This is a genomic window from Caulobacter sp. AVps18 (genome assembly GCF_058681425.1).
Map to the genome: position 1 here is coordinate 4336296 of NZ_CM178737.1, position 17978 is coordinate 4354273.

The 17978-nt window shown below is 65.2% G+C and carries 16 protein-coding genes and 1 pseudogene; 8 read left to right on the forward strand and 9 right to left on the reverse strand.

Annotated features, from left to right (window positions below):
* Positions 1-112 precede the first annotated feature (112 nt).
* Together ACW179_RS19750 and ACW179_RS19755 are read left to right on the forward strand one after the other, a co-directional pair.
* Entirely contained in the window at positions 113-952 is an 840-nt protein-coding gene (locus ACW179_RS19750; RefSeq protein ID WP_492061310.1) for a thymidylate synthase, read from the forward strand.
* Between the two features lie 83 nt (positions 953-1035).
* Positions 1036-1380, forward strand: coding sequence for a PaaI family thioesterase (locus tag ACW179_RS19755; RefSeq protein ID WP_492064359.1), 345 nt, complete (start codon positions 1036-1038; stop codon positions 1378-1380).
* A gap of 102 nt (positions 1381-1482) precedes the next feature.
* On the opposite strand, the pseudogene ACW179_RS19760 reads toward ACW179_RS19755, so the two are convergent.
* A pseudogene (locus ACW179_RS19760) lies at positions 1483-2506 on the reverse strand (zinc-binding dehydrogenase).
* A gap of 94 nt (positions 2507-2600) precedes the next feature.
* On the opposite strand from ACW179_RS19760, the gene ACW179_RS19765 reads away from it, so the two are divergent.
* The 3 genes from ACW179_RS19765 to ACW179_RS19775 all read left to right on the forward strand — a co-directional run bounded on the left by ACW179_RS19765 (position 2601) and on the right by ACW179_RS19775 (position 5457).
* On the forward strand, positions 2601-3113 hold the full coding sequence (locus tag ACW179_RS19765; RefSeq protein WP_492061313.1) for a dihydrofolate reductase: 513 nt from the start codon (positions 2601-2603) through the stop codon (positions 3111-3113).
* 88 nt (positions 3114-3201) lie between these two features.
* On the forward strand, positions 3202-4362 hold the full coding sequence (locus tag ACW179_RS19770; protein WP_492061315.1) for a DUF3667 domain-containing protein: 1161 nt from the start codon (positions 3202-3204) through the stop codon (positions 4360-4362).
* Positions 4363-4545: 183 nt separating this feature from the next.
* Positions 4546-5457, forward strand: a complete 912-nt coding sequence (locus tag ACW179_RS19775) for an SMP-30/gluconolactonase/LRE family protein (protein ID WP_492061317.1) — start codon at positions 4546-4548, stop codon at positions 5455-5457.
* A gap of 303 nt (positions 5458-5760) precedes the next feature.
* Here the strand turns inward: ACW179_RS19775 and ACW179_RS19780 are convergent, their stop codons facing one another.
* The 5 genes from ACW179_RS19780 to ACW179_RS19800 all read right to left on the reverse strand — a co-directional run bounded on the left by ACW179_RS19780 (position 5761) and on the right by ACW179_RS19800 (position 9782).
* Positions 5761-6852, reverse strand: a complete 1092-nt coding sequence (locus ACW179_RS19780; RefSeq protein WP_492061318.1) for an NADH:flavin oxidoreductase — start codon at positions 6850-6852, stop codon at positions 5761-5763.
* A 170-nt stretch (positions 6853-7022) separates the two neighbouring features.
* Positions 7023-8234, reverse strand: a complete 1212-nt coding sequence (locus tag ACW179_RS19785; RefSeq protein ID WP_492061319.1) for an acyl-CoA dehydrogenase family protein — start codon at positions 8232-8234, stop codon at positions 7023-7025.
* A 5-nt stretch (positions 8235-8239) separates the two neighbouring features.
* A complete protein-coding gene (locus ACW179_RS19790; RefSeq protein WP_492061321.1) occupies positions 8240-8530 on the reverse strand; it encodes a putative quinol monooxygenase in 291 nt (96 codons plus the stop codon).
* A gap of 96 nt (positions 8531-8626) precedes the next feature.
* The gene (locus tag ACW179_RS19795) at positions 8627-8920 is read right to left on the reverse strand and encodes a hypothetical protein (RefSeq protein WP_492061322.1); all 294 of its coding nucleotides are present in this window, start codon (positions 8918-8920) and stop codon (positions 8627-8629) included.
* A gap of 166 nt (positions 8921-9086) precedes the next feature.
* The gene (locus tag ACW179_RS19800; protein WP_492061324.1) at positions 9087-9782 is read right to left on the reverse strand and encodes a TerB family tellurite resistance protein; all 696 of its coding nucleotides are present in this window, start codon (positions 9780-9782) and stop codon (positions 9087-9089) included.
* A 287-nt stretch (positions 9783-10069) separates the two neighbouring features.
* Here ACW179_RS19800 and ACW179_RS19805 point away from each other — a divergent pair, with 287 nt between their 5' ends.
* Positions 10070-10837, forward strand: a complete 768-nt coding sequence (locus ACW179_RS19805) for a hypothetical protein (protein ID WP_492061326.1) — start codon at positions 10070-10072, stop codon at positions 10835-10837.
* A 4-nt stretch (positions 10838-10841) separates the two neighbouring features.
* Here ACW179_RS19805 and ACW179_RS19810 read toward each other — a convergent pair whose 3' ends face one another.
* Both ACW179_RS19810 and ACW179_RS19815 read right to left on the reverse strand, forming a co-directional pair.
* Positions 10842-12296 carry a GH1 family beta-glucosidase gene (locus tag ACW179_RS19810; protein ID WP_492061328.1) on the reverse strand — a complete coding sequence of 485 codons (1455 nt, stop codon included), beginning with the start codon at positions 12294-12296 and terminating at the stop codon, positions 10842-10844.
* A gap of 198 nt (positions 12297-12494) precedes the next feature.
* Positions 12495-14693, reverse strand: coding sequence for a bifunctional diguanylate cyclase/phosphodiesterase (locus tag ACW179_RS19815; protein WP_492061330.1), 2199 nt, complete (start codon positions 14691-14693; stop codon positions 12495-12497).
* A 927-nt stretch (positions 14694-15620) separates the two neighbouring features.
* On the opposite strand from ACW179_RS19815, the gene ACW179_RS19820 reads away from it, so the two are divergent.
* Together ACW179_RS19820 and ACW179_RS19825 are read left to right on the forward strand one after the other, a co-directional pair.
* Positions 15621-15875: a type II toxin-antitoxin system HicA family toxin gene (locus tag ACW179_RS19820; protein ID WP_492061332.1), complete on the forward strand. Its 255-nt coding sequence runs from the start codon at positions 15621-15623 to the stop codon at positions 15873-15875.
* On the forward strand, positions 15872-16219 hold the full coding sequence (locus tag ACW179_RS19825) for a type II toxin-antitoxin system HicB family antitoxin (RefSeq protein WP_492061334.1): 348 nt from the start codon (positions 15872-15874) through the stop codon (positions 16217-16219). Before ACW179_RS19820 ends, ACW179_RS19825 begins: the two co-directional genes overlap by 4 nt.
* 237 nt (positions 16220-16456) lie before the next feature.
* Here ACW179_RS19825 and ACW179_RS19830 read toward each other — a convergent pair whose 3' ends face one another.
* Positions 16457-17959, reverse strand: a complete 1503-nt coding sequence (locus ACW179_RS19830; RefSeq protein ID WP_492061336.1) for a DUF1570 domain-containing protein — start codon at positions 17957-17959, stop codon at positions 16457-16459.
* Positions 17960-17978 lie beyond the last annotated feature (19 nt).

The window sequence follows — 17978 nt, forward strand, 5'->3', positions numbered from 1 at the left end:
AACGGCCGTCAGGGTTGATCACTCCGGGTCGCGATGGAAAACAGCCGCTGGCCTGTGGATGCAGCTCCGCGCCGCACTGTGCAAATCCATGATTCGCGCACAATGTGTCCTCATGAACACCGCCGTCCTAGATCAGCCCAAAGCCGCTGCCGATCATCCCGAGCGCCAGTATCTGAACCTGCTGGCCGACATTCTCGAGAACGGCGTCCAGCGCGGCGACCGCACCGGCACCGGCACCCTGGGGGTGTTTGGCCGGCAGATCCGCTTTGACCTGGCCAAGGGCTTTCCGGTCCTGACCACCAAGAAGCTGCATCTGCGGTCGATCTTCGTTGAGCTTTTGTGGTTCCTGCGCGGCGACACCAATGTGCGCTGGCTCCAGGAGAACGGCTGCAAGATCTGGGACGAGTGGGCCGACGAGAACGGCGACCTGGGTCCGGTCTATGGCAAGCAGTGGCGGTCGTGGGCCACGCCCAACGGCGGCTCCATCGACCAGATCGCCAATCTGGTCGAGGGCCTGAAGACCAATCCCAACAGCCGCCGCCATATCGTGTCCGCCTGGAACCCGGCCGATGTCGAAGACATGGCCCTGCCGCCCTGCCACTGCCTGTTCCAGTTCTTCGTTGCGGATGGAAAACTGAGCTGCCAGCTCTATCAGCGCAGCGCCGATGTCTTCCTGGGCGTGCCGTTCAACATCGCGTCCTACGCCCTGCTGACCCTGATGGTCGCCAAGGTGGTGGGGCTGGAGCCCGGCGAATTCGTCCACACTTTTGGCGACGCGCACCTCTATCTGAACCATCTGGATCAGGCCCGCGAGCAACTGACCCGTGAGCCCTTCCCCTTCCCCACCCTGACCATCGCTGACAAGCGCGACCTGTTCGGGTTCGAGTACGCGGACTTCACGCTGGCGGGCTACGAGGCCCACCCACACATCAAGGCCGAGGTTTCGGTCTGACCTGGGCCACCGATCGCCTCGATCAGCTGAAGGCCGGCGACACGGCCCTGCCGCCCGTTGTCGAGACCCTGAAACTGGGCGGACTGGATGACTGGGGTCCGGGTTGGGCCAGAAAGACCTGGAGACCTTCGCCGGAACTGCTCAACAGCGACGGCTCGATGTTTGGCGGCTATCTGGCAGCCCTCGCCGACCAGATCCTGGCCTTTGCGGCCATGACGGCGGCGCCGGCAGACGCCATGTTCCGAACCAGCAACCTGAAGATCGACTTTATCCGCGTGGGCACCGCGCAACCGCTGCGTCTGGAGGGCCGGGTCGTGGCGACGACCAAGTCGATCATCCACGTCGAAGCCGATTTCTTCCGCCCTGATGGCGAATTGATCGCCCGCGCCAGTGCTCAACAGATCATAGTTCCGTTCGGCCAGACCTAGAGTGCGTTCCGAAAAGTGGGAACCGGTTTTCGGAATGAAACGCGCGTGAAAACAAAAGACTAGAGCGGGTTGCGATCTGATTCCATAAGATCGCAACCCGCTCTAAGGCTGCAGAACGATCTTCCCCGCCACCCCGGCCGATTGCAAAAGCTCCTGCGCCTTGGCCGCCTGAGCCAGCGGGAAGGTCGCGCCGATCTGCGGATCCAGCTGGCGCGCAGCGATCAGCGCCATCACGGCCGCCAGATCCTCGCGATAGACCTCCGGCCTGGCATCACGCCACGAGGTGACGTTGTAGCCGACCACGCCCTGGCTGGCCCCGAACAGTTTCAGCGCCGACAGCCGATCCGCCAGCAGCATCCGGATCATGGCCGCCGGCCGCAACTTGCCGCCCTTGGTGGCGTCATAGCCGCCATAGAGCACTGCCGATCCTCCGTCGCGCAGGGCGGCGATCGAGGCTGCTTTCAGGTGCGGTCCGCCGACATGATCAAAGGCCGCGACCACGCCGCCGCCCGAAAGGACCCGGGCACGCTCGGCGACCGGTTCGGCACGATAGTCGATATAGACCCCGCCCTTGGCCTCAACCACGGCGCGCTTGCCCGCCGAGGCCGTGCCGATGGCCCGAACACCCGCCAGGCGGGCCAGGTCGAGCAGCAGTCCGCCGACCCCGCCGGCCGCGCCATGCACCAGCACCCATTCGCCCGCCTGGGCCGAGGCGATGCGATGAAACATCTGCCAGGCAGTGAGGCCATTGAGCACCCCGGCCACCAGCACTTCGGCGGCGACACTCTCTGGCGCAGCGACCAGGTATCGGGCCTCGACATTGCGCCGGTCGGCATAGGAGCCGGTGACCGTCAGGGCGACCACGCGCTGCCCCACCGAAAAAACCCTCGACCCCGGCCCCCAGCGCCTCGATCCGGCCGACCAGGTCATAGCCCGGCGTCACCGGAGCCTTGACCCCGGGATACAGCCCCGTGCGCATGACGATGTCGGCGAAGGCCACGCCCGACGCCTCGATGGCGACCCGCGCCTCGCCCGGCCCGGGCGGCGACAGGTCGACCTTGCGCCCCTGCAGAACCTCGACGCCGCCGGTGCGCGCCATGTGCATCTCGTAGGCTGATATGGTCATGTCGTTTTCTCCCCTTCGGCAAGTTAACGACGTCCAGATGGCGAGCAAGGTCTCTTGGCTGGCGTCGGCTGCAGGGCGGCGCTAAGCAAGGGGCATGACCCCCATTCTTTCCCTCGTCGTCGCCCGCGCCGCCAACGGCGTCATCGGCCGTGACGGTGACCTGCCGTGGCGGCTGAAGTCGGACCTGGCCCTGTTCAAGGCCAACACCCTGGGCAAGCCGGTGATCATGGGTCGCAAGACCTGGGACAGCCTGCCCAGAAAACCGCTGCCTGGCCGCACGAACATCGTGCTGTCGCGCGACGGCAGTTTCGAGCCTACCAACGCCGTGGTCTGCGAGAGCTTTCTGGAGGCCGTGCAGATGGCCAAGGAGCAGGCCGAAGACGATGGGGTTGACGAGGTCTGTGTGATCGGCGGCCGCGCCCTCTTCGAAATGGCCCTGCCCAAGGCCAAGCGCCTCTATCTCACCGAGGTGGACGCGACGGTCGAGGGCGACGTGACCTTCCCGCAGTTCGACGAGAGCGTCTGGACCCAGGTGCGCCGCGAGGAACACCCCGCCGGCGAAGGCGATGACCATTCTTTCATCTTCCGTGTGCTCGAGCGCCGCTAGAATTTGATCCGCACGCCCGGGCGCGAGGCGAATCTTTTGACGGCCTGACTGGCTAGGGGCAAAGAGGGCCGGGGACGAGGGCGTACTGATGGTCGACATGGATGCAGCCGGCGGCGCAGTTACCGGCGGACTGGTAAGCAGCGCACTGGAAAAGCCGGCCGGCAAGGCGGGCGAAGCCCATGCCGGTTCGTGCACGGATTGCGGCCAGCCCGTCAGCGGAAATTTCTGCGCCCACTGTGGCCAGCCCACCCACGTTCACCGCTCGCTGCTGCATCTGGGCGAGGAACTGCTGCACGGGGTGATGCACTTCGACGGGCGCATCTGGCGCACCGTGCCCCTGCTGTTCCTCAACCCGGGCCGGCTGACGCGCGATTGGGTGGAGGGCAAGCGCTCGCGATATGTTTCGCCGCTGGGCCTGTTCCTGTTCACGATCTTTCTGATGTTCTTCATCCTGAGCTTTGGCGGCGACAAGGCCTTCAAGATTGGCTCCATCAGCGACAGCAACACGGCGGCCCGCGAGGCGGTCGCCGCCGCCCACGAAACGGTCACCGAAGCCAAGAGTGATTTCGCCAAGGCGCAGCAGTACGTCGCGACCGCCAGCCCAGCAGAAGCCCCGCTGGCAAAAGAACTACTGGCCAAGGCCACACTGGATCTGGACGAGGCTGCCGATGATCTGGCTGAGGCCAGCAACAGGGTGACCCGCCTGCAAATGGAGGTGGCGGCCGGGCCGCGCCCGGATGGCCTGACGCCTGGCAGCTGGCAAGCCCACATGCGCGACGCCGTGACCAAAGGCGACACCAAGATTCAGGTCATTGGTGGAAAAGAGACAAACAAGAAAATCCTCAAGAAGTTGGCGAACCCCGATCTCGCCCTCTACAAACTGCAGCAGACCCTCTACAAATACTCGTTTCTTTTAGTGCCGCTTTCCATACCGTTCATGGCGGCCTTGTTTCTGTGGAAGCGCGGTTTTACGCTCTATGATCATGGCGTCTTTGTACTGTATTCGCTGACCTTCATGGCGATGATGAGTATGGTGCTGAGCCTTTTGGGCACGATCTCATGGCTGAGCAGCTTCGTGATCCTGATCGCCATCGTCGCACCGCCCGTTCACATGTTCGCGCAGCTGAAGGGTGCCTATGGCCTTTCAACCTTCTCGGCGCTGTGGCGGACCCTCTTCCTGCTGATGTTTTGCGCCATCGTCCTCGTCTTGTTCATGGCGGCGATCATTCTGCTGGGCTTCGGTGGCTGACGTTTAGCGACTAGAGCAAAGGTCGCCATGATTGCATCATGTCGTTTGCTCTAGATTCTTGTTTCGACGCGTTGTTTCGGCGGCGAACCGGTATCCACTTCGCCGAATAACGCTCTAGCCCCTTTCAAACGCCCGTTTATAGTCCCCTCACTCGCCCGTCAGAGGCGAACCAGGGAGAGACTCATGGACATCGAACTCGTCGCCGAGGGACTGCAGTTTCCGGAAGGCCCCGTGGCCATGGCCGACGGCTCGGTGATCCTGACCGAGATCCAGGGGCAGAGGATCAGCCGGATCACGCCTGACGGCCGGCGCGAGACGGTGGCCGACACTGGCGGCGGCCCCAATGGCGCAGCCATCGGGCCGGACGGCGCGCTGTATGTCACCAACAATGGCGGCAGCTTTCAGTTCATCGACATGGGCGGCCTCAATGTGCCCGGCCCTACCCCGCCCAGCCATACGGGCGGCCTGATCCAGCGGATCGACATCGCGACCGGCGCGGTGACCACACTTTACACCCAATGCGACGGCAAGCCGCTGGTGGGCCCCAATGACCTGGTGTTCGACAGCCAGGGCGGCTTCTGGTTCACCGACCACGGCTGCTCCACGCCCGACGGTCGCAAGTTTGGCGCCCTGTACTACGCCCTGCCCGACGGTTCGAAGATCGTGCGAGCCCGCGACCATTTCGTCTCGCCCAACGGGGTGGGCCTCTCACCCGACGAGAAGACCGTCTACATGGCCGACACCACGCTGGGGCGACTATGGTCGTTCGATATCGCCTCACCCGGCGAACTGGCACCGGCGGCCGGGTTCGCCCCCGGCAACGTGGTCTGCTCCCTGCCGGGCTATCAGCTTCTCGACAGCCTGGCGGTCGAGGCGGGCGGCAAGGTGTGTGTGGCGACCATCATCAATGGCGGGATCACGGCCTTTGATACGGACGGCTCGACCGAGCACTTTGCCGTGCCAGACGTGATCGTCACCAACATCTGCTTTGGCGGGGCCGACATGCGCGATGCCTGGATCACCGCCTCAGGCACCGGCAAGCTCTACAAGGCGCGCTGGCCCAGGCCGGGATTGAAGCTGAACTTCAACGGCTGAAGGCGCAAACGCCTCAGTCCCGCAGCACCGATCCCACCACCAGCAGGACAAGAGCCGACAGGCCAAACAGTCCGGCCAAATAGGGCAACAGGGTCATGACGCGCCTCCCTCGGGCGCGGCTTGATCGCGGCGGGCCCGTAGGCCCGAACCCTGTTCCAAGGCTGCCCAGCAGGACAGCCCCGGAACAGGGGGTATCGACCCTAGAGCGGGTTGCGATCTGATGGAATCAGATCGCCCGCTCTAGTCTTTTGTTTTCGCGCGCGTTTCATTCCGAAAACCGGTTCCCACTTTTCGGAACGCGCTCTAGTAGAGGACCCCGAGCGCCTCGCGCTCGAAGCTCTTCAGTTCGTCGTTGCGGCCATCGCGGATCTTCACGACCCATTCGGGGTCCTGCAGCAGGGCGCGGCCGACGCCGACCAGATCGAATTCGCCGCGCTCGAGACGCTCAAGCAGACCGTCAATGGAGGCAGGCTGGCTGCCCTCGCCGCCGAACGCCGCGATGAACTCGCCCGACAGGCCCACCGAGCCGACGGTGATGGTCGGGGCACCGGTCAGTTTCTTGGCCCAGCCGGCGAAGTTCAGGTCGCTGCCCTCGAACTCCGGCTCCCAGAAGCGGCGCTGCGAGCAGTGGAAGATGTCAGCGCCGGCATCGGCCAGGGGCTGGAGCCAGGCTTCCAGGTCCTTGGGCGTCTCGGCGTTCTTCACCGTGTAGTCCTGCTGCTTCCACTGCGACAGGCGGATGATCACCGGATAGTCGGGTCCGACGGCGGCGCGGACTGCCTTCAGGATCTCGGCGGCGAAGGTGCTGCGTTCACCGATGGTCGGGCCGCCAAAAGCGTCGCCGCGCACATTGGTGCCCTCCCAGAAGAACTGGTCGATCAGATAGCCATGGGCGCCGTGCAGTTCGATCGAGTCGAAGCCCAGCAGCTTGGCGTTGCGGGCTGCGTCGGCGAAGGCGGCGATGGTGTCGGCGACCTCGGAGTCGGTCATCGGTTCGGTGAAGGGATTGCCGCCCTTCTTGGACAGGCCCGAGGGGCTGTCGATCTTGCCCAGAACGTCCTTACCCTTGGCGGCGCCCACATGCCAAAGCTGCGGGGCGATCAGACCACCGGCGGCGTGAACCTCGTCGACCACCTTCTTCCAGGCCGCCAGTTCCTTCTCGCCGTGAAAGCGGGGAACATTGGCGTCGTTCAGTGAAGCGTCGCGGGCCACGCCCGTGCCTTCGGTGATGATCAGGCCGACCTGGTTTTCGGCGCGGCGGCGGTAGTAGGCCGCAACGTCATCCGTCGGCACGCCGCCTGGCGAGAACGACCGGGTCATGGGTGCCATCACTACGCGGTTGGGCAGCTTCAGGGACTTGAATTCAAAAGGCTTGAAGAGGGCGTCGAGAGCCATAGGGGGGCGCTTCCGGAAAGGGTCGGTGTTGGGGGAACTATGAAGCGGGTTGCGATTGTGGACGATGCAGAAAAACTGCAACCGACGCTGTATCTCGTAAGGCGGCAGACCCTTGCGCCAGCCAGGACATGGCCCGGGCACAAGGGTCCAGGTCGCAAGGGTCCCGGGCGCTAGAGTCCAAGCACCATCTTGGCCATGATGTTGCGCTGGATCTCGTTGGACCCGGCATAGATCGAGGCCTTGCGGTAGCTGAAGTACGAGGGCGCGGCAGGGGCGGCGTAGTCGGGTCCGGCCCGGCCCTCATTGGTCGGGGTCCAGGTGTCACGCACGAACGGCGCGGCATAGGTTCCGACCGCCTCCAGGGTCAGTTCGGTGATCGCCTGCTGGGCTTCGGAGCCCACACATTTCAGCATGGACGAGACAGGGCCCACGGCCTTGCCGGCGCTGCGACCCGAGAAGATGCGCAGTTCGGCCGCGTTCAGCGCCTGAACCGAGATCTCCATATTGGCGATCTTGCTGCGGAAGTCGGGGTCATCGATCAGGCGGCCACCATCATCGGCCCGTTCAAGGGCCGCGATGCGCTTGACCTTCTTGATCATGTTCATCAGGCCCGGCGCATAGGCGTTGCCGCGCTCGAATTCCAGCAGGTACTTGGCGTAGGTCCAGCCCTTGTTCTCTTCGCCGATGCGGTTGGAGATCGGCACGCGCACGTTGTCGAAGAAGACCTGATTGATCTCCTGCTCGCCCTCGGCAGGACCATCCAGGGTGGGCAGCGGCTTGATCTGGATACCGGGGCTGTCCATGCGCAGCAGCAGGAAGCTGATGCCGCTCTGCGGCTTGCCTTCGTTGGACGTGCGCACCAGGCAGAACATCCAGTCGGCCCACTGGGCCTGGGTGGTCCAGATCTTCGAGCCGTTCAGCACATAGTCGTCGCCGTCCCGCTCGGCCTTCATCTGCAGCGAGGCGAGGTCCGAGCCCGAGCCGGGCTCCGAATAGCCCTGGCACCACCAGATGTCGGACGACAGGATCGGCGGCAGATGCTGCTTCTTCTGCTCCTCGGTGCCGAACGCCAGAATGACCGGGGCGCACATCTTCAGCCCCATGGGCGAAGGATTGGGCGTCCCGGCCAGGCTCAGCTCCATGTTGAAGATATAGCGCTGCGAAGCGGTGAAGTCGCAGCCGCCCCATTCCACCGGCCAGTCGGGCGCAGCCCAGCCGCGTTCGGCCAGCTTCTTTTGCCATTTCACCTGGCCGGCCTTGTCCAGGTAGCCGTTCTTGGACTGGCTCATCTGCTTGCGCAGGTCGTCGTCATAGGCCGAGGCGATCCAGTCGCGAACGTCCTGCTGGAAGGCCAGATCTTCGGCGGAAAAGGCGAGATCCATAGGTCCTACTCCACCGCGTCCAGATATTCGATCTCGGGACGACCGGCCATGAACGGCCCCATCGCCGCGCCGCCGGCCTTGAAATAGTCGGTGCCGCCATGGGCCTTGAGGTCGTCCATCGAGGCGTAGAGTTCCAGCACCTTGTAGGTCCCGGCCTCCGTCTTGGATTTGGTGAGCTGGTACATCAGGCAACCGGCCTCATTGGCCTTCACCTTGGCGGCAAGATCGAGGAACACCGCCTCGAACTCGGACGCCTTGTCGACCTGGACCTTCAAGGTCGCAACGACACCAATCATGCTCGCCTCCCAACAATTGTTTGAATGCAACATCGACCACGGCGACGTGCGCCGCAAGGGCGACGTTAGGGAAGGCGCGTGGATCGTCGAAAGACGTTAGGGCCGGTCGTTCCAGCCATAGGCGACCCAGGAATGGCCGCCGACATTGCGCGCCTCGATCAGTGAGGGATCGCCGGTCTTGGCCTTGACCGTGCGGCGGGCCCGCATGGCCAGGGCGACCAGGCCAAACAGTGCGCTGCCCATGAAGCCGATCACCACCACTGTGGCGGCGAACACAACGGCCAGGATCGAGCCGATGACCACGGCGGCCGAGGTCGCCAGGGCACCGGCCAGCCAGGCGAGGCTGCGGAGGGCCGAAGCTCCGGCCATCGATGTCGAACGCGCGTCCATCGTCGTCCTCTCCCGGCGCGAAGGCCGCAAATCAGCTCAAGCTCACTCAGATTGGGTCACAAGGGCTGAACGTCAACTGAACACCCGTCGCATGAATCTGAAAAGCCCATTTCGTGCGCGAGATGGGGTCTCGCCCCAAATCGGGTGCCCAGCCCAGACGCCCGGTTTATCCAACAGCCACCAGGCCCAGATCGCGGCGCTCGCGCATCACGGCGGTGAAGGCTGCATTGATGGCGGCGGCCTTGGCCTCGGCCACCTCGATGAACTCGGCTGGAAGGCCCCGAGCACGAGCCCTGTCGGGGTGGGCCGAAGACAGTGCCGCCTTCCAGGCGCTGCGCACGGTCGCGTCGTCGGCGTCGGCCGGGACCTCCAGGATCATGTACGGATCATCGGCGCCGGCCCTCAGGTGCACGGCGCGCAGGCGGCGGAAGGCCAGGGGCGAGAGGCCAAACAGGTCGGCGACCCGCTCCAGATAGTCCAGCTCGTCCTGGGTCACCACGCCGTCAGCCTTGGCGATGTGGAACAGGCCATCGACCACGTCCTCCAGGATCTGCGGGCAGGTGCGATAGCGTTTGGCCAGGCGCTTGGCGTAGCTTTCAAAGCCATGCGTGGTCTGGCGCGCCAGGTCGTAGAGCCGGTGGATGTTGTCTTCCGAGGCCGGATCGGGCTGGAACACCTCGGCGAAGGCGGCGAACTCGTGGCCATCGGCGCGGCCGTCGGCCCGGGCCAGCTTGGCACCCAGGGCGGTCACGGCCGTCGAAAACGCCGGGTCCTCGCCCGGCAGACCAGCAGGACAGTCCGGGCATTCCGCCAGGTCCAGCCGGCGCGCGGCGATGCTTGCGATGTTGCGCCAGAAGGTCATTGGATCGGGTGAAGCCCAGAAGCGTGGCGGAGTGATGGCGAAGTAACGTCAGGAGAGATACGCGCGGCCAAGCCGCACGGATGACGCCCTCGGGGCTTTCTAGCATATTCCCCGGCGCGCCCCACCCTGGGAGCGTACGAATGAACTGTAATTCATGGTGGAGCTTTTCAGGGCATCGGCCGTTATCGGGCCACATCGCCATGGAGCGGCGCCACGCTGTGGTCCCATTCCGCCGCGAAATGCTCTAATCAGAGCCCGATCTTATTCCAAGAAGGACGCCCGACCGTATGGGGATCTCCCTCCTCCTCGCCCTGGCCATGATGGGCCAGGTCCCGAACACTGCGTCCCCCTCGGCGGCGCCGACCGATGATTACGGCTATGTGTCGTGGTGCTATGGCGCGCTGGGCGGCTATGTCGAGCTGTACGATCAGGTGATGCCCGAGGTGACCCGCATCGAGAAGGCCTTCCCCGGTCCCGACGGCGTCGAGGCTTCGCTGAAGTCCTATTCTGAAATACGCACTCTGGCCCGGGGGGACCTGAAGACCTTCACCGCCGCGATCACCGCCGCCGAAAAGGCCAGCCCCCGCCCTATCGCCGAATATGGCCGCGTCTCGATCAACAAGGGCCGCTCGGTCTGGGCCGGCGCCGACATCGCCAACAAGGCCCGCCTGGCCCAGGTGTGGATGAGCTGGTCGCCGCCCAACGACTGCGAGACCCGCGCCAAGGCGCTGGAAAAGCGCTCCAACATCCTGGGCAGGGCCCTGATCTATAACGCTGCCAAGCCGGTCGAGACCCCTGCTCCGGACGCAGCGCCGACCGAGGCGCCGGTGCCTGAAGCCGCCACGCCGGCCCCTGCCCCCGAACCTGTGGCCGAGGCCGCCCAGCCCGCGCCAGTCGAAACACCCGCACCGGCCCCCGCACCTGTCGCCCAGGCTGCGCCACTGACCAAGGCCGTCGAAACGATCATCGACCCGCTCGACCCCAAGCCCTGCGCCGGCCGCCTTGAACCCGGCAGGCGGGGCGGCAAGGCCGTGCTGATCTGCAAGCCAGACTAAAGCCTTACGGCTTGGCTGCTGGCAACGCACCGCTCGCCGCCAGCGCCTTGAACCAGGCGTAGGAGGCCTTGGGCGTGCGCACCCCGCTGACGCGGTCGTGCGCCACCAGGCCGAACTTGGACGTATAGCCCAGGGCCCATTCGAAATTGTCCAGCAGGGTCCAGGCGAAATAGCCGCCGATCTTCGAGCCGGCCTCGCGGGCGGCCAGCACCGCCTCCAGATGGCGGCGCAGATAGGTGATACGGAACTGGTCGTCGAGGATCGCCGGGCCCCGGCTGAAGGGGTCCGAAGCGCCGTTTTCGGTGATCAGAACCGGCGGGGCGCCATAGGCGGTGCGAACGCGCTCCAGCACCTCGAACAGGCCTGAGGGGTCGATATGGCGGCCAAAGGCGTCCAGCTCTGCGCCCTTGGGCGGATTGGCCGGGGCGATCTTGCTGGGCGAGGACAGGTCCAGCCGCACATAGGCCGGGGCATAGTAGTTCACCCCCAGGAAATCGACCGGCTGGCGGATGGTGGCCAGGTCGCCGTCGCGAACGACGCCGCCCTTGAGCAGATCGTCCATGGCCTTGGGATAGACGCCCTTGAACAGAGGATCCAGCCAGGCGCGGTTCCACAGCTCGTCCAGGCCGTCAGCCGCCAGCCGGTTCCAGAAGGCCAGCGAGCCCCCCGCAGGGCGACAGGGTTGCAGGGCCATGGTGGTGCCGACCGACAGGTCACTGTGACCCGCCCTCAGCGCCTGCATGGCCAGACCCTGACCCAGGTTCATGTGGTGGATGGTCGGCCCCAGCAGGTTGATATCCTTTAGCCCCGGCGCATGCTCGCCCAGCACATGGCCAAACACCGCATGCACCGCCGCCTCGTTCAGAACGATGTAGCGCTTGAGCCGGTCTCCCAGACGCTGGACCACCGCCTGGGCGTAGTCGGCCAGGCGCAGGGCGGTGTCGCGGTTGGTCCAGCCGCCCTTGTCCTGCAGGCCCTGCGGCAGGTCCCAGTGAAACAGGGTGGCATAGGGCGTCACACCCTTGGCCAGCAGGGCGTCGACCATGCGCGAATAGTGATCCAGCCCGGCGGGATTGATCGGCCCTGCCCCGGTCGGCAACACCCGCGACCAGCTGATCGAGAAGCGGTAGGCGTCAAGGCCCGCCCCGGCGATCAGGTCGATATCGTCGGCATAGCGGCGATAGCTGTCGGTGGCGACCGTGGCGTCGGTGCCGTCGACCACCTTGCCGGGCAGCTTTTCAAAGCCGTCCCAGACGCTGGGCCCGCGCCCGTCGGCGGTCTGGGCCCCTTCGGTCTGGAAGGCCGCCGAGGCCACGCCCCAGACGAAGTCCTTGGGAAACTGCCTCGATTTCGGGATCAGGTCGGTCTGGGGTTTTGCATCGCAGGCTGAAAGACCAAGGCCTGCCCCGCCCAGGGCGAGGGCCGCCAGCGCACGCCGGCTGACGCCGTTCCTATCCATGTCGATCCCTCCCGAGGCTCGGAGGTCATCGCCTCCGTTGGGGGCAGCATCGGCGGGAAACCAGCGGTTGGCCAGCCCTCTGTTGTGACGGGGCCTTAGAGCGCGTTCCGAAAAGTGGGAACCGGTTTTCGGGACGAAACGCGCGTGAAAACAAAAGACTAGAGCGGGTGATCTGATTCCATCAGATCGCAACCCGCTCTAGCGCCGGGTGCGCTTGCCGCCGGCCGGTTCGCGGGCCAGGGCGGCGCGGGCCTCGCAGGCGTCAGCGATCGCGTCGGCAGGCATGGGGCGACCCAGCAGATAGCCCTGGAACTCGCCGCAGCCCATCTTCACCAGGGCGTCGAACTGCGCCTGGGTTTCCACGCCCTCGGCCGTGGTCTTCAGGCCCAGCGACCTGGCCAGGCCGATGATCGCCCCCGCCACCGACGTGGTCTCGCCCTCGGCCAGGCTGGAAACGAACGAGCGGTCGATCTTCAGCTTGTCGATAGGGTGACGGCGCAGATAGGCCAGGCTGGCATAGCCGGCGCCAAAATCGTCCAGCGCCAGGCGGAAGCCCAACCGCTTGATGTGCCGAAGGGCGTCACGAACCCCGTCACTGTCCTTGAGCAGGACGGTCTCGGTGATCTCAAGCACGAAGCGCGAGGCCTTGGCCCCGGTCTCCAGCAGGATCGCCTCGATCTCGTCGACGAAGCCGTTGGCGCTCAGTTGCAGGGCCGAGACATTGACCGAGACCTCCAGTCCCGGCCAGCGAAGGCTGTCATGGCAGGCGCGGCGGAAGACGCAGCGACCGATCTCGGAGATCAGGCCCGTCGACTCGGCCAGGGGGATGAAGATGCCTGGCGCGATGTCGCCACGTTCGGGATCATGCCAGCGGGCCAGGGCCTCGACCCCCACGATGACGCCGCGCGCATCGGTCAGCGGCTGGTAAGCAACGGTCAGGCGATCCTGCTCCAGGGCCTGTCGCAGGTCGCGCTCCAGCCCTTTGCGCAGGCGCAGGGCGGCGTCCATCTCGGGCTCGAAGAAACAGAACCGGCCTCGTCCGCCCTCCTTGGCGCGATAGAGGGCCACGTCGGCCTGGCGCAGCATCTCGGCCTGCCCCTGCTCGGCATCAGAGACCACAGCCACGCCCACCGAGCACGACAGTTCGGCCCGGCCCACGCCCAGGTCCAGCTCGCCCGACAGGCCCTCGACCACACGCTGGGCCAGGCTGGCGCTGCCCTGGGGCGTGGTGTCGGGCTGGATGATGGCGAACTCGTCGCCGCCCAGCCGGCAGATGGTGTCGGTCTCGCGGCAGATGGCTGTCAGGCGGCGGGCGACCTCGCGGATCACCTGATCGCCGGCGTCATGGCCATAGCTGTCATTGACCTCCTTGAAGCGGTCCAGATCGATGCACAGCACGCCCAGATAGCCCGGCTTGCGCCGCAGCAGGGCATGGGCGTGAACCAGGCGGTCGGTGAACAGGGTGCGATTGGCCAGGCCCGTCAGCGGGTCGTGCAAGGCCAGGTGCTTGGCCTCGGCCTCACTGAGCAGCAGCTTCTTGGCGGCCCGACGCGTGATCCGAAACAGTATCAGCGCGCCGAACCCGGCGACCAGCACGGCAAGCCCCAGAAAAGGACTGGCCTGGCGCAACAGCTCGGCGCCCGGCCGACGCGGGCTCCAGCGCAACACGATGCCGCGACCGTCAGGCGCCCTGCCCAGCAGGGTCTGGGCGTTCTCGCCCTTGATCTGCTCGGCCGGCACGATCTCGATGCGCGTATCCTTCAGCAGGAAGCGTTCAGAGAAGGCCTTCACCACGCTTTTGGCCACGGGCATGCCCGAGACGATCAGCGGCGCGCGCTCGCCGCGCGTCCGGGCCTTCAGATCGGGCCGCACCAGCGAGACGGTGATCATCACCGGCTCTGTGCCGATCAGTTCCACCCGCCCCTTGTGAACGGCCCGCAGGGCGGCGACCTTGGCGGGGTCCTGCTCGATGGCCCGAACCTCGTCGATCAGGTGCTGGGTCTGGGCGGCATAGGCGTCAAAAGCCTGGACCGACACGTCAGTGCCGTTCAGATAGCCGTAGATGGGCCTGTTGTCGGCATCGAGCACGAAGACAGCATTATAGCCCAGCGCCCCGCCCACCGACGCGCCGACGTTCTGGCTGGCCCAGCCCAGGTCGAAGTCGTTGTCCAGTTTGTGGATCGCCTCGTCCCAGATGACATAGGGGTTGAGGGCCGTCTGAACTTCCTTGCCGCGCTGAATCAGGCCGTTGCTGACCATGGTCTGCTCGTACTGCCGCTCGCGCAGGTCGGCCTGCCGCGCGGCCGTGACCAGCAGCCCAGCCGCCAGCAGGACCATGACCGCCGCCATGCCCACGATCAGGCCGAAGATTTTCAGCTCGATATTGTTGCGGTTCATACGCCCGTCCCAGAAGACCCGCCCATTGGTCCACGCGACCCGTTTCCGAAGTCCTTACCCGCAGTGCTTTTCGGTCATTTTGTCGCACATTGTTATGTGGACAGTCCCCGAAAGCGGGCGCCCGCGCACAGGACAGGCTCCAGGACTGGCAGAAGCGGGCAAATCGTTACGGCGGCAATGGGCGGCAGAAGACGCGGCAGACACAGGTTCGCGCCGTCGCCGGTTTGGAGCCGGCGAGCGTGGGGAGGCGGCGGAGCGTCCGGGCCAGGCCCGGAAGTGTGTTTGTAGTGGAGTACCGTTTCGGCCTAGGCCGGAGCGCTCCGCAGGATCGGTGGACGAAAGCCTTCGGGGCGCGGGGTTTTAACCCGCTTCCAAAAGAGGCCTCCGGCGGGCGGGGAGATGGCGCTCCCCGGACCGTCCAGGCGATTTCAGCCCGGACCTGGGGCGTTTCCGACGGTCCGCCGCTCGGGGACTGATCCCTTCCCCGGCACAAGACGCTCGCCTTCCCTGGAGGGACAGACCTCGCCTCGCAACCAGGCCCCGGGGCCCTTCGCGACAGTCGCCGGGACGCTTCCCGCTCGACCCTCCCCACCACCCGTCAGGTCGCCAGCTGGACGGCCTCCCCCGTGGCGGGGCGAGGAGAACTATGCGGCAGGTTTGAGGGGGTGTGCGTCGATTTTTGATCGTGACGGTGGGTGGGGGATCAGGGCGTTGAATTCGCTGGGGTCGGGGTGCTTCAATTCCCGTTCGAGAATGGGGATAGCGGGGGTTTCCCTAGCTTTGGAAGCGTGAGGGGATACACGCCGCAAAAGCAATCCTTGCGCGATCAAAATCTTCGATAAATCTTTTGGGCGAGCCATCACTTTGAGGCAAGAGGAGCCGCCACTTGACGCTTGCGGATTTTGCAATCATATTCGATCTGCTTGCATGAACAGCAAGCAAGAAAAGACTCTGGCGACTGTTTTCGCCGATCCGGTCTCGCCGACCATCGCCTGGGCCGACATTGAAAGTCTGCTGGTCAGCGCCGGCGCGCGGGTCATTGAAGGCTCGGGGTCGGCCGTTCGGTTCGAGTGCAAGGGTGTCATCGCCCGCTTCCACAGGCCGCACCCGGACAAGGAAGCCAAGCGGTATCAGGTCAAGGACGCCCGGGCCTTCCTTGTGGCGATTGGAGTGAAGCCATGAATGTTCTGAAGCACAACGGCTACATGGCCCGCGTCGCCTTCGACGAAGACGACGAGATCTTCGTCGGTCGCCTGGCCGGGATCAACGACATCATCGGCTTCCACGCCGACACCGTCAGCGGCCTCAAAGCGGCCTTCCACGACGCCGTCGCCGACTACATCGCCACCTGCGCCAAGGCCGGCAAGACGCCCGAAAAACCCTATTCCGGCCAACTCATGGTCCGCGTCGATCCCGTCGTCCACGCCCGCGCGGCCCTGGCCGCGGAACTGGCGGGGAAGAGTTTGGCCGGCTGGACCGAGGAGACGCTGCGCGAGGCGGCGACGCGGGAGATTGAAGGGGTTTGAGGGGGTAGCGAGTTGAACTTCGCGCCCGCCTTGCCTAGGCGCTCTGTGATGTTAGAGCGCAAGAAAAGAGCGGGCCAGCTTTTCGCTGAATTTACTGCTTTTTTTGGTGAATCCATACCTGATCCGGACCAGGTATGGACGACCTTTCCCGCTTCCAAAGACAGAGGGATCGGGCCCCGGCCTTGTCGCGCCGCGTCCGGAAGAGGCTTCAGTGCGTCCCCTTTCGAAAGTCCCGCCTCAGGGCGTCTTGGCGTCGGCGGCGTCGATCTCCTTGAGCAGCGCCACGGCCGCCAGCGACTCGTCCCCGCCGTGCGGATTCCCGGCCAGCGGCCGAAGGATCAGGCGGGCCGTGTCGGTGTCCTTGACGGCAATCGCCGCCCTGGCCGCATCCATTCGGAAATGGCCGACCTGAGGCGCGATCATTACGGATTTCAGCCGAATTTCGAGGAGGTTGTCATCCACCGGTCCCGTTGCGCTGCGCGCATCGGCATAGCCGTGCAGGGTCAGGGGATTGTTCGGATTCACCTTGAAGGCCCGGGCGAACAGCTTGCGTGCCTCGTCGAAATTTCCCGCACGGATCGCAGGATCGGCGTTGTCCGCGCGAAGGCGGCTTTCGCCCAGCAGGATCAGGCACTCTTCGTCGTCGCGATTGGCCTTGAGCAACTGCTCCAGAACCGCGTCACCCGCCGATCGATCGCCATAGAGCGTCTCCGCACGCGCCAGGACGATCTGGGCGAAGCGGTCCTGCGGGTGGGCCTTTGCGACAGCCCGGACATCGGCCAGCAAGGCGGCCGGCGCGGGGCTCTCGCCCCCCAGCTTCAGGCGCTGGTTTTCAAGCAGCAGGTCATTGGCCGAGGCTGGCAGGCGCTCGATGGACATGGCGACGTCCAGCGCCGCCTGGCGCGGCAGCATGCCGCCGACCAGGGGGCGGTCCAGATAGGCCCTCAACTTGCCCGTCAGGCCCTTGATGTCATCGCCATAGATCTTCTTCCAGGCCGCCACAGGCTCTTCACCGGCGCGCAGCGCTTCCAGATAGGGCGACAGCCGGGCCCTGCGCTCAGGGTCGGAGAGGATATAGTGGGTCAGCAGCCATGACTGGGCGTAGAAGGCTGCCACATCGCCCTTTTTCAACTCGAAGGGGCGCTTGGTCAGGACGTCCGACATGGCGATCCAGCCGCCCGGCTGGGTCAGGGAATAGGCCCGTCCCAGATTGGCGCCGCCAACCACCAGCCTGCGGTTCCTGAGGTCTGCCGTCATATAGTATTCGGCATAGCCCTCGATCAGCCAGGCTGGATAAGCGTTGGCATAGTACTGCAGCATGAAGTGATGCACGTACTCATGGAAGATCGTGTCGTCTCCCAGGCTTTGGTCACTCGACTCGGCATCGCCGTCGGGGACTGCGACGACAAACACCTCGGCGACGCTGGAGAAATAGACGCCCCCGATCTGATCCGAGGCACCGGGCCAAACCCGTCGCAACTGCTTGTTGTTCTGGACGAGATAGACCGGCAGCTTGCGCAGCGGCGTTTCATCCTTTGGTCGCCCATGCAACCGCCGCAGGAGGGAGTCAAAATCCTCCAGCATGGTGGTGTATTCGCGTAGTGCCTTCTCGTTCTGGCCATAGACCTCGAAATGCTCGCTCTCGGCCCGCAGCCAGTCGGCCCTGGCCAGGCCTGGCGCGATGAGCATCAAGGTCGCGAGCAGTAGACCCCGCATGGCGTGGCCCGTCGTGCGGGTCATGGGTCTTCTCCTCGTCAAT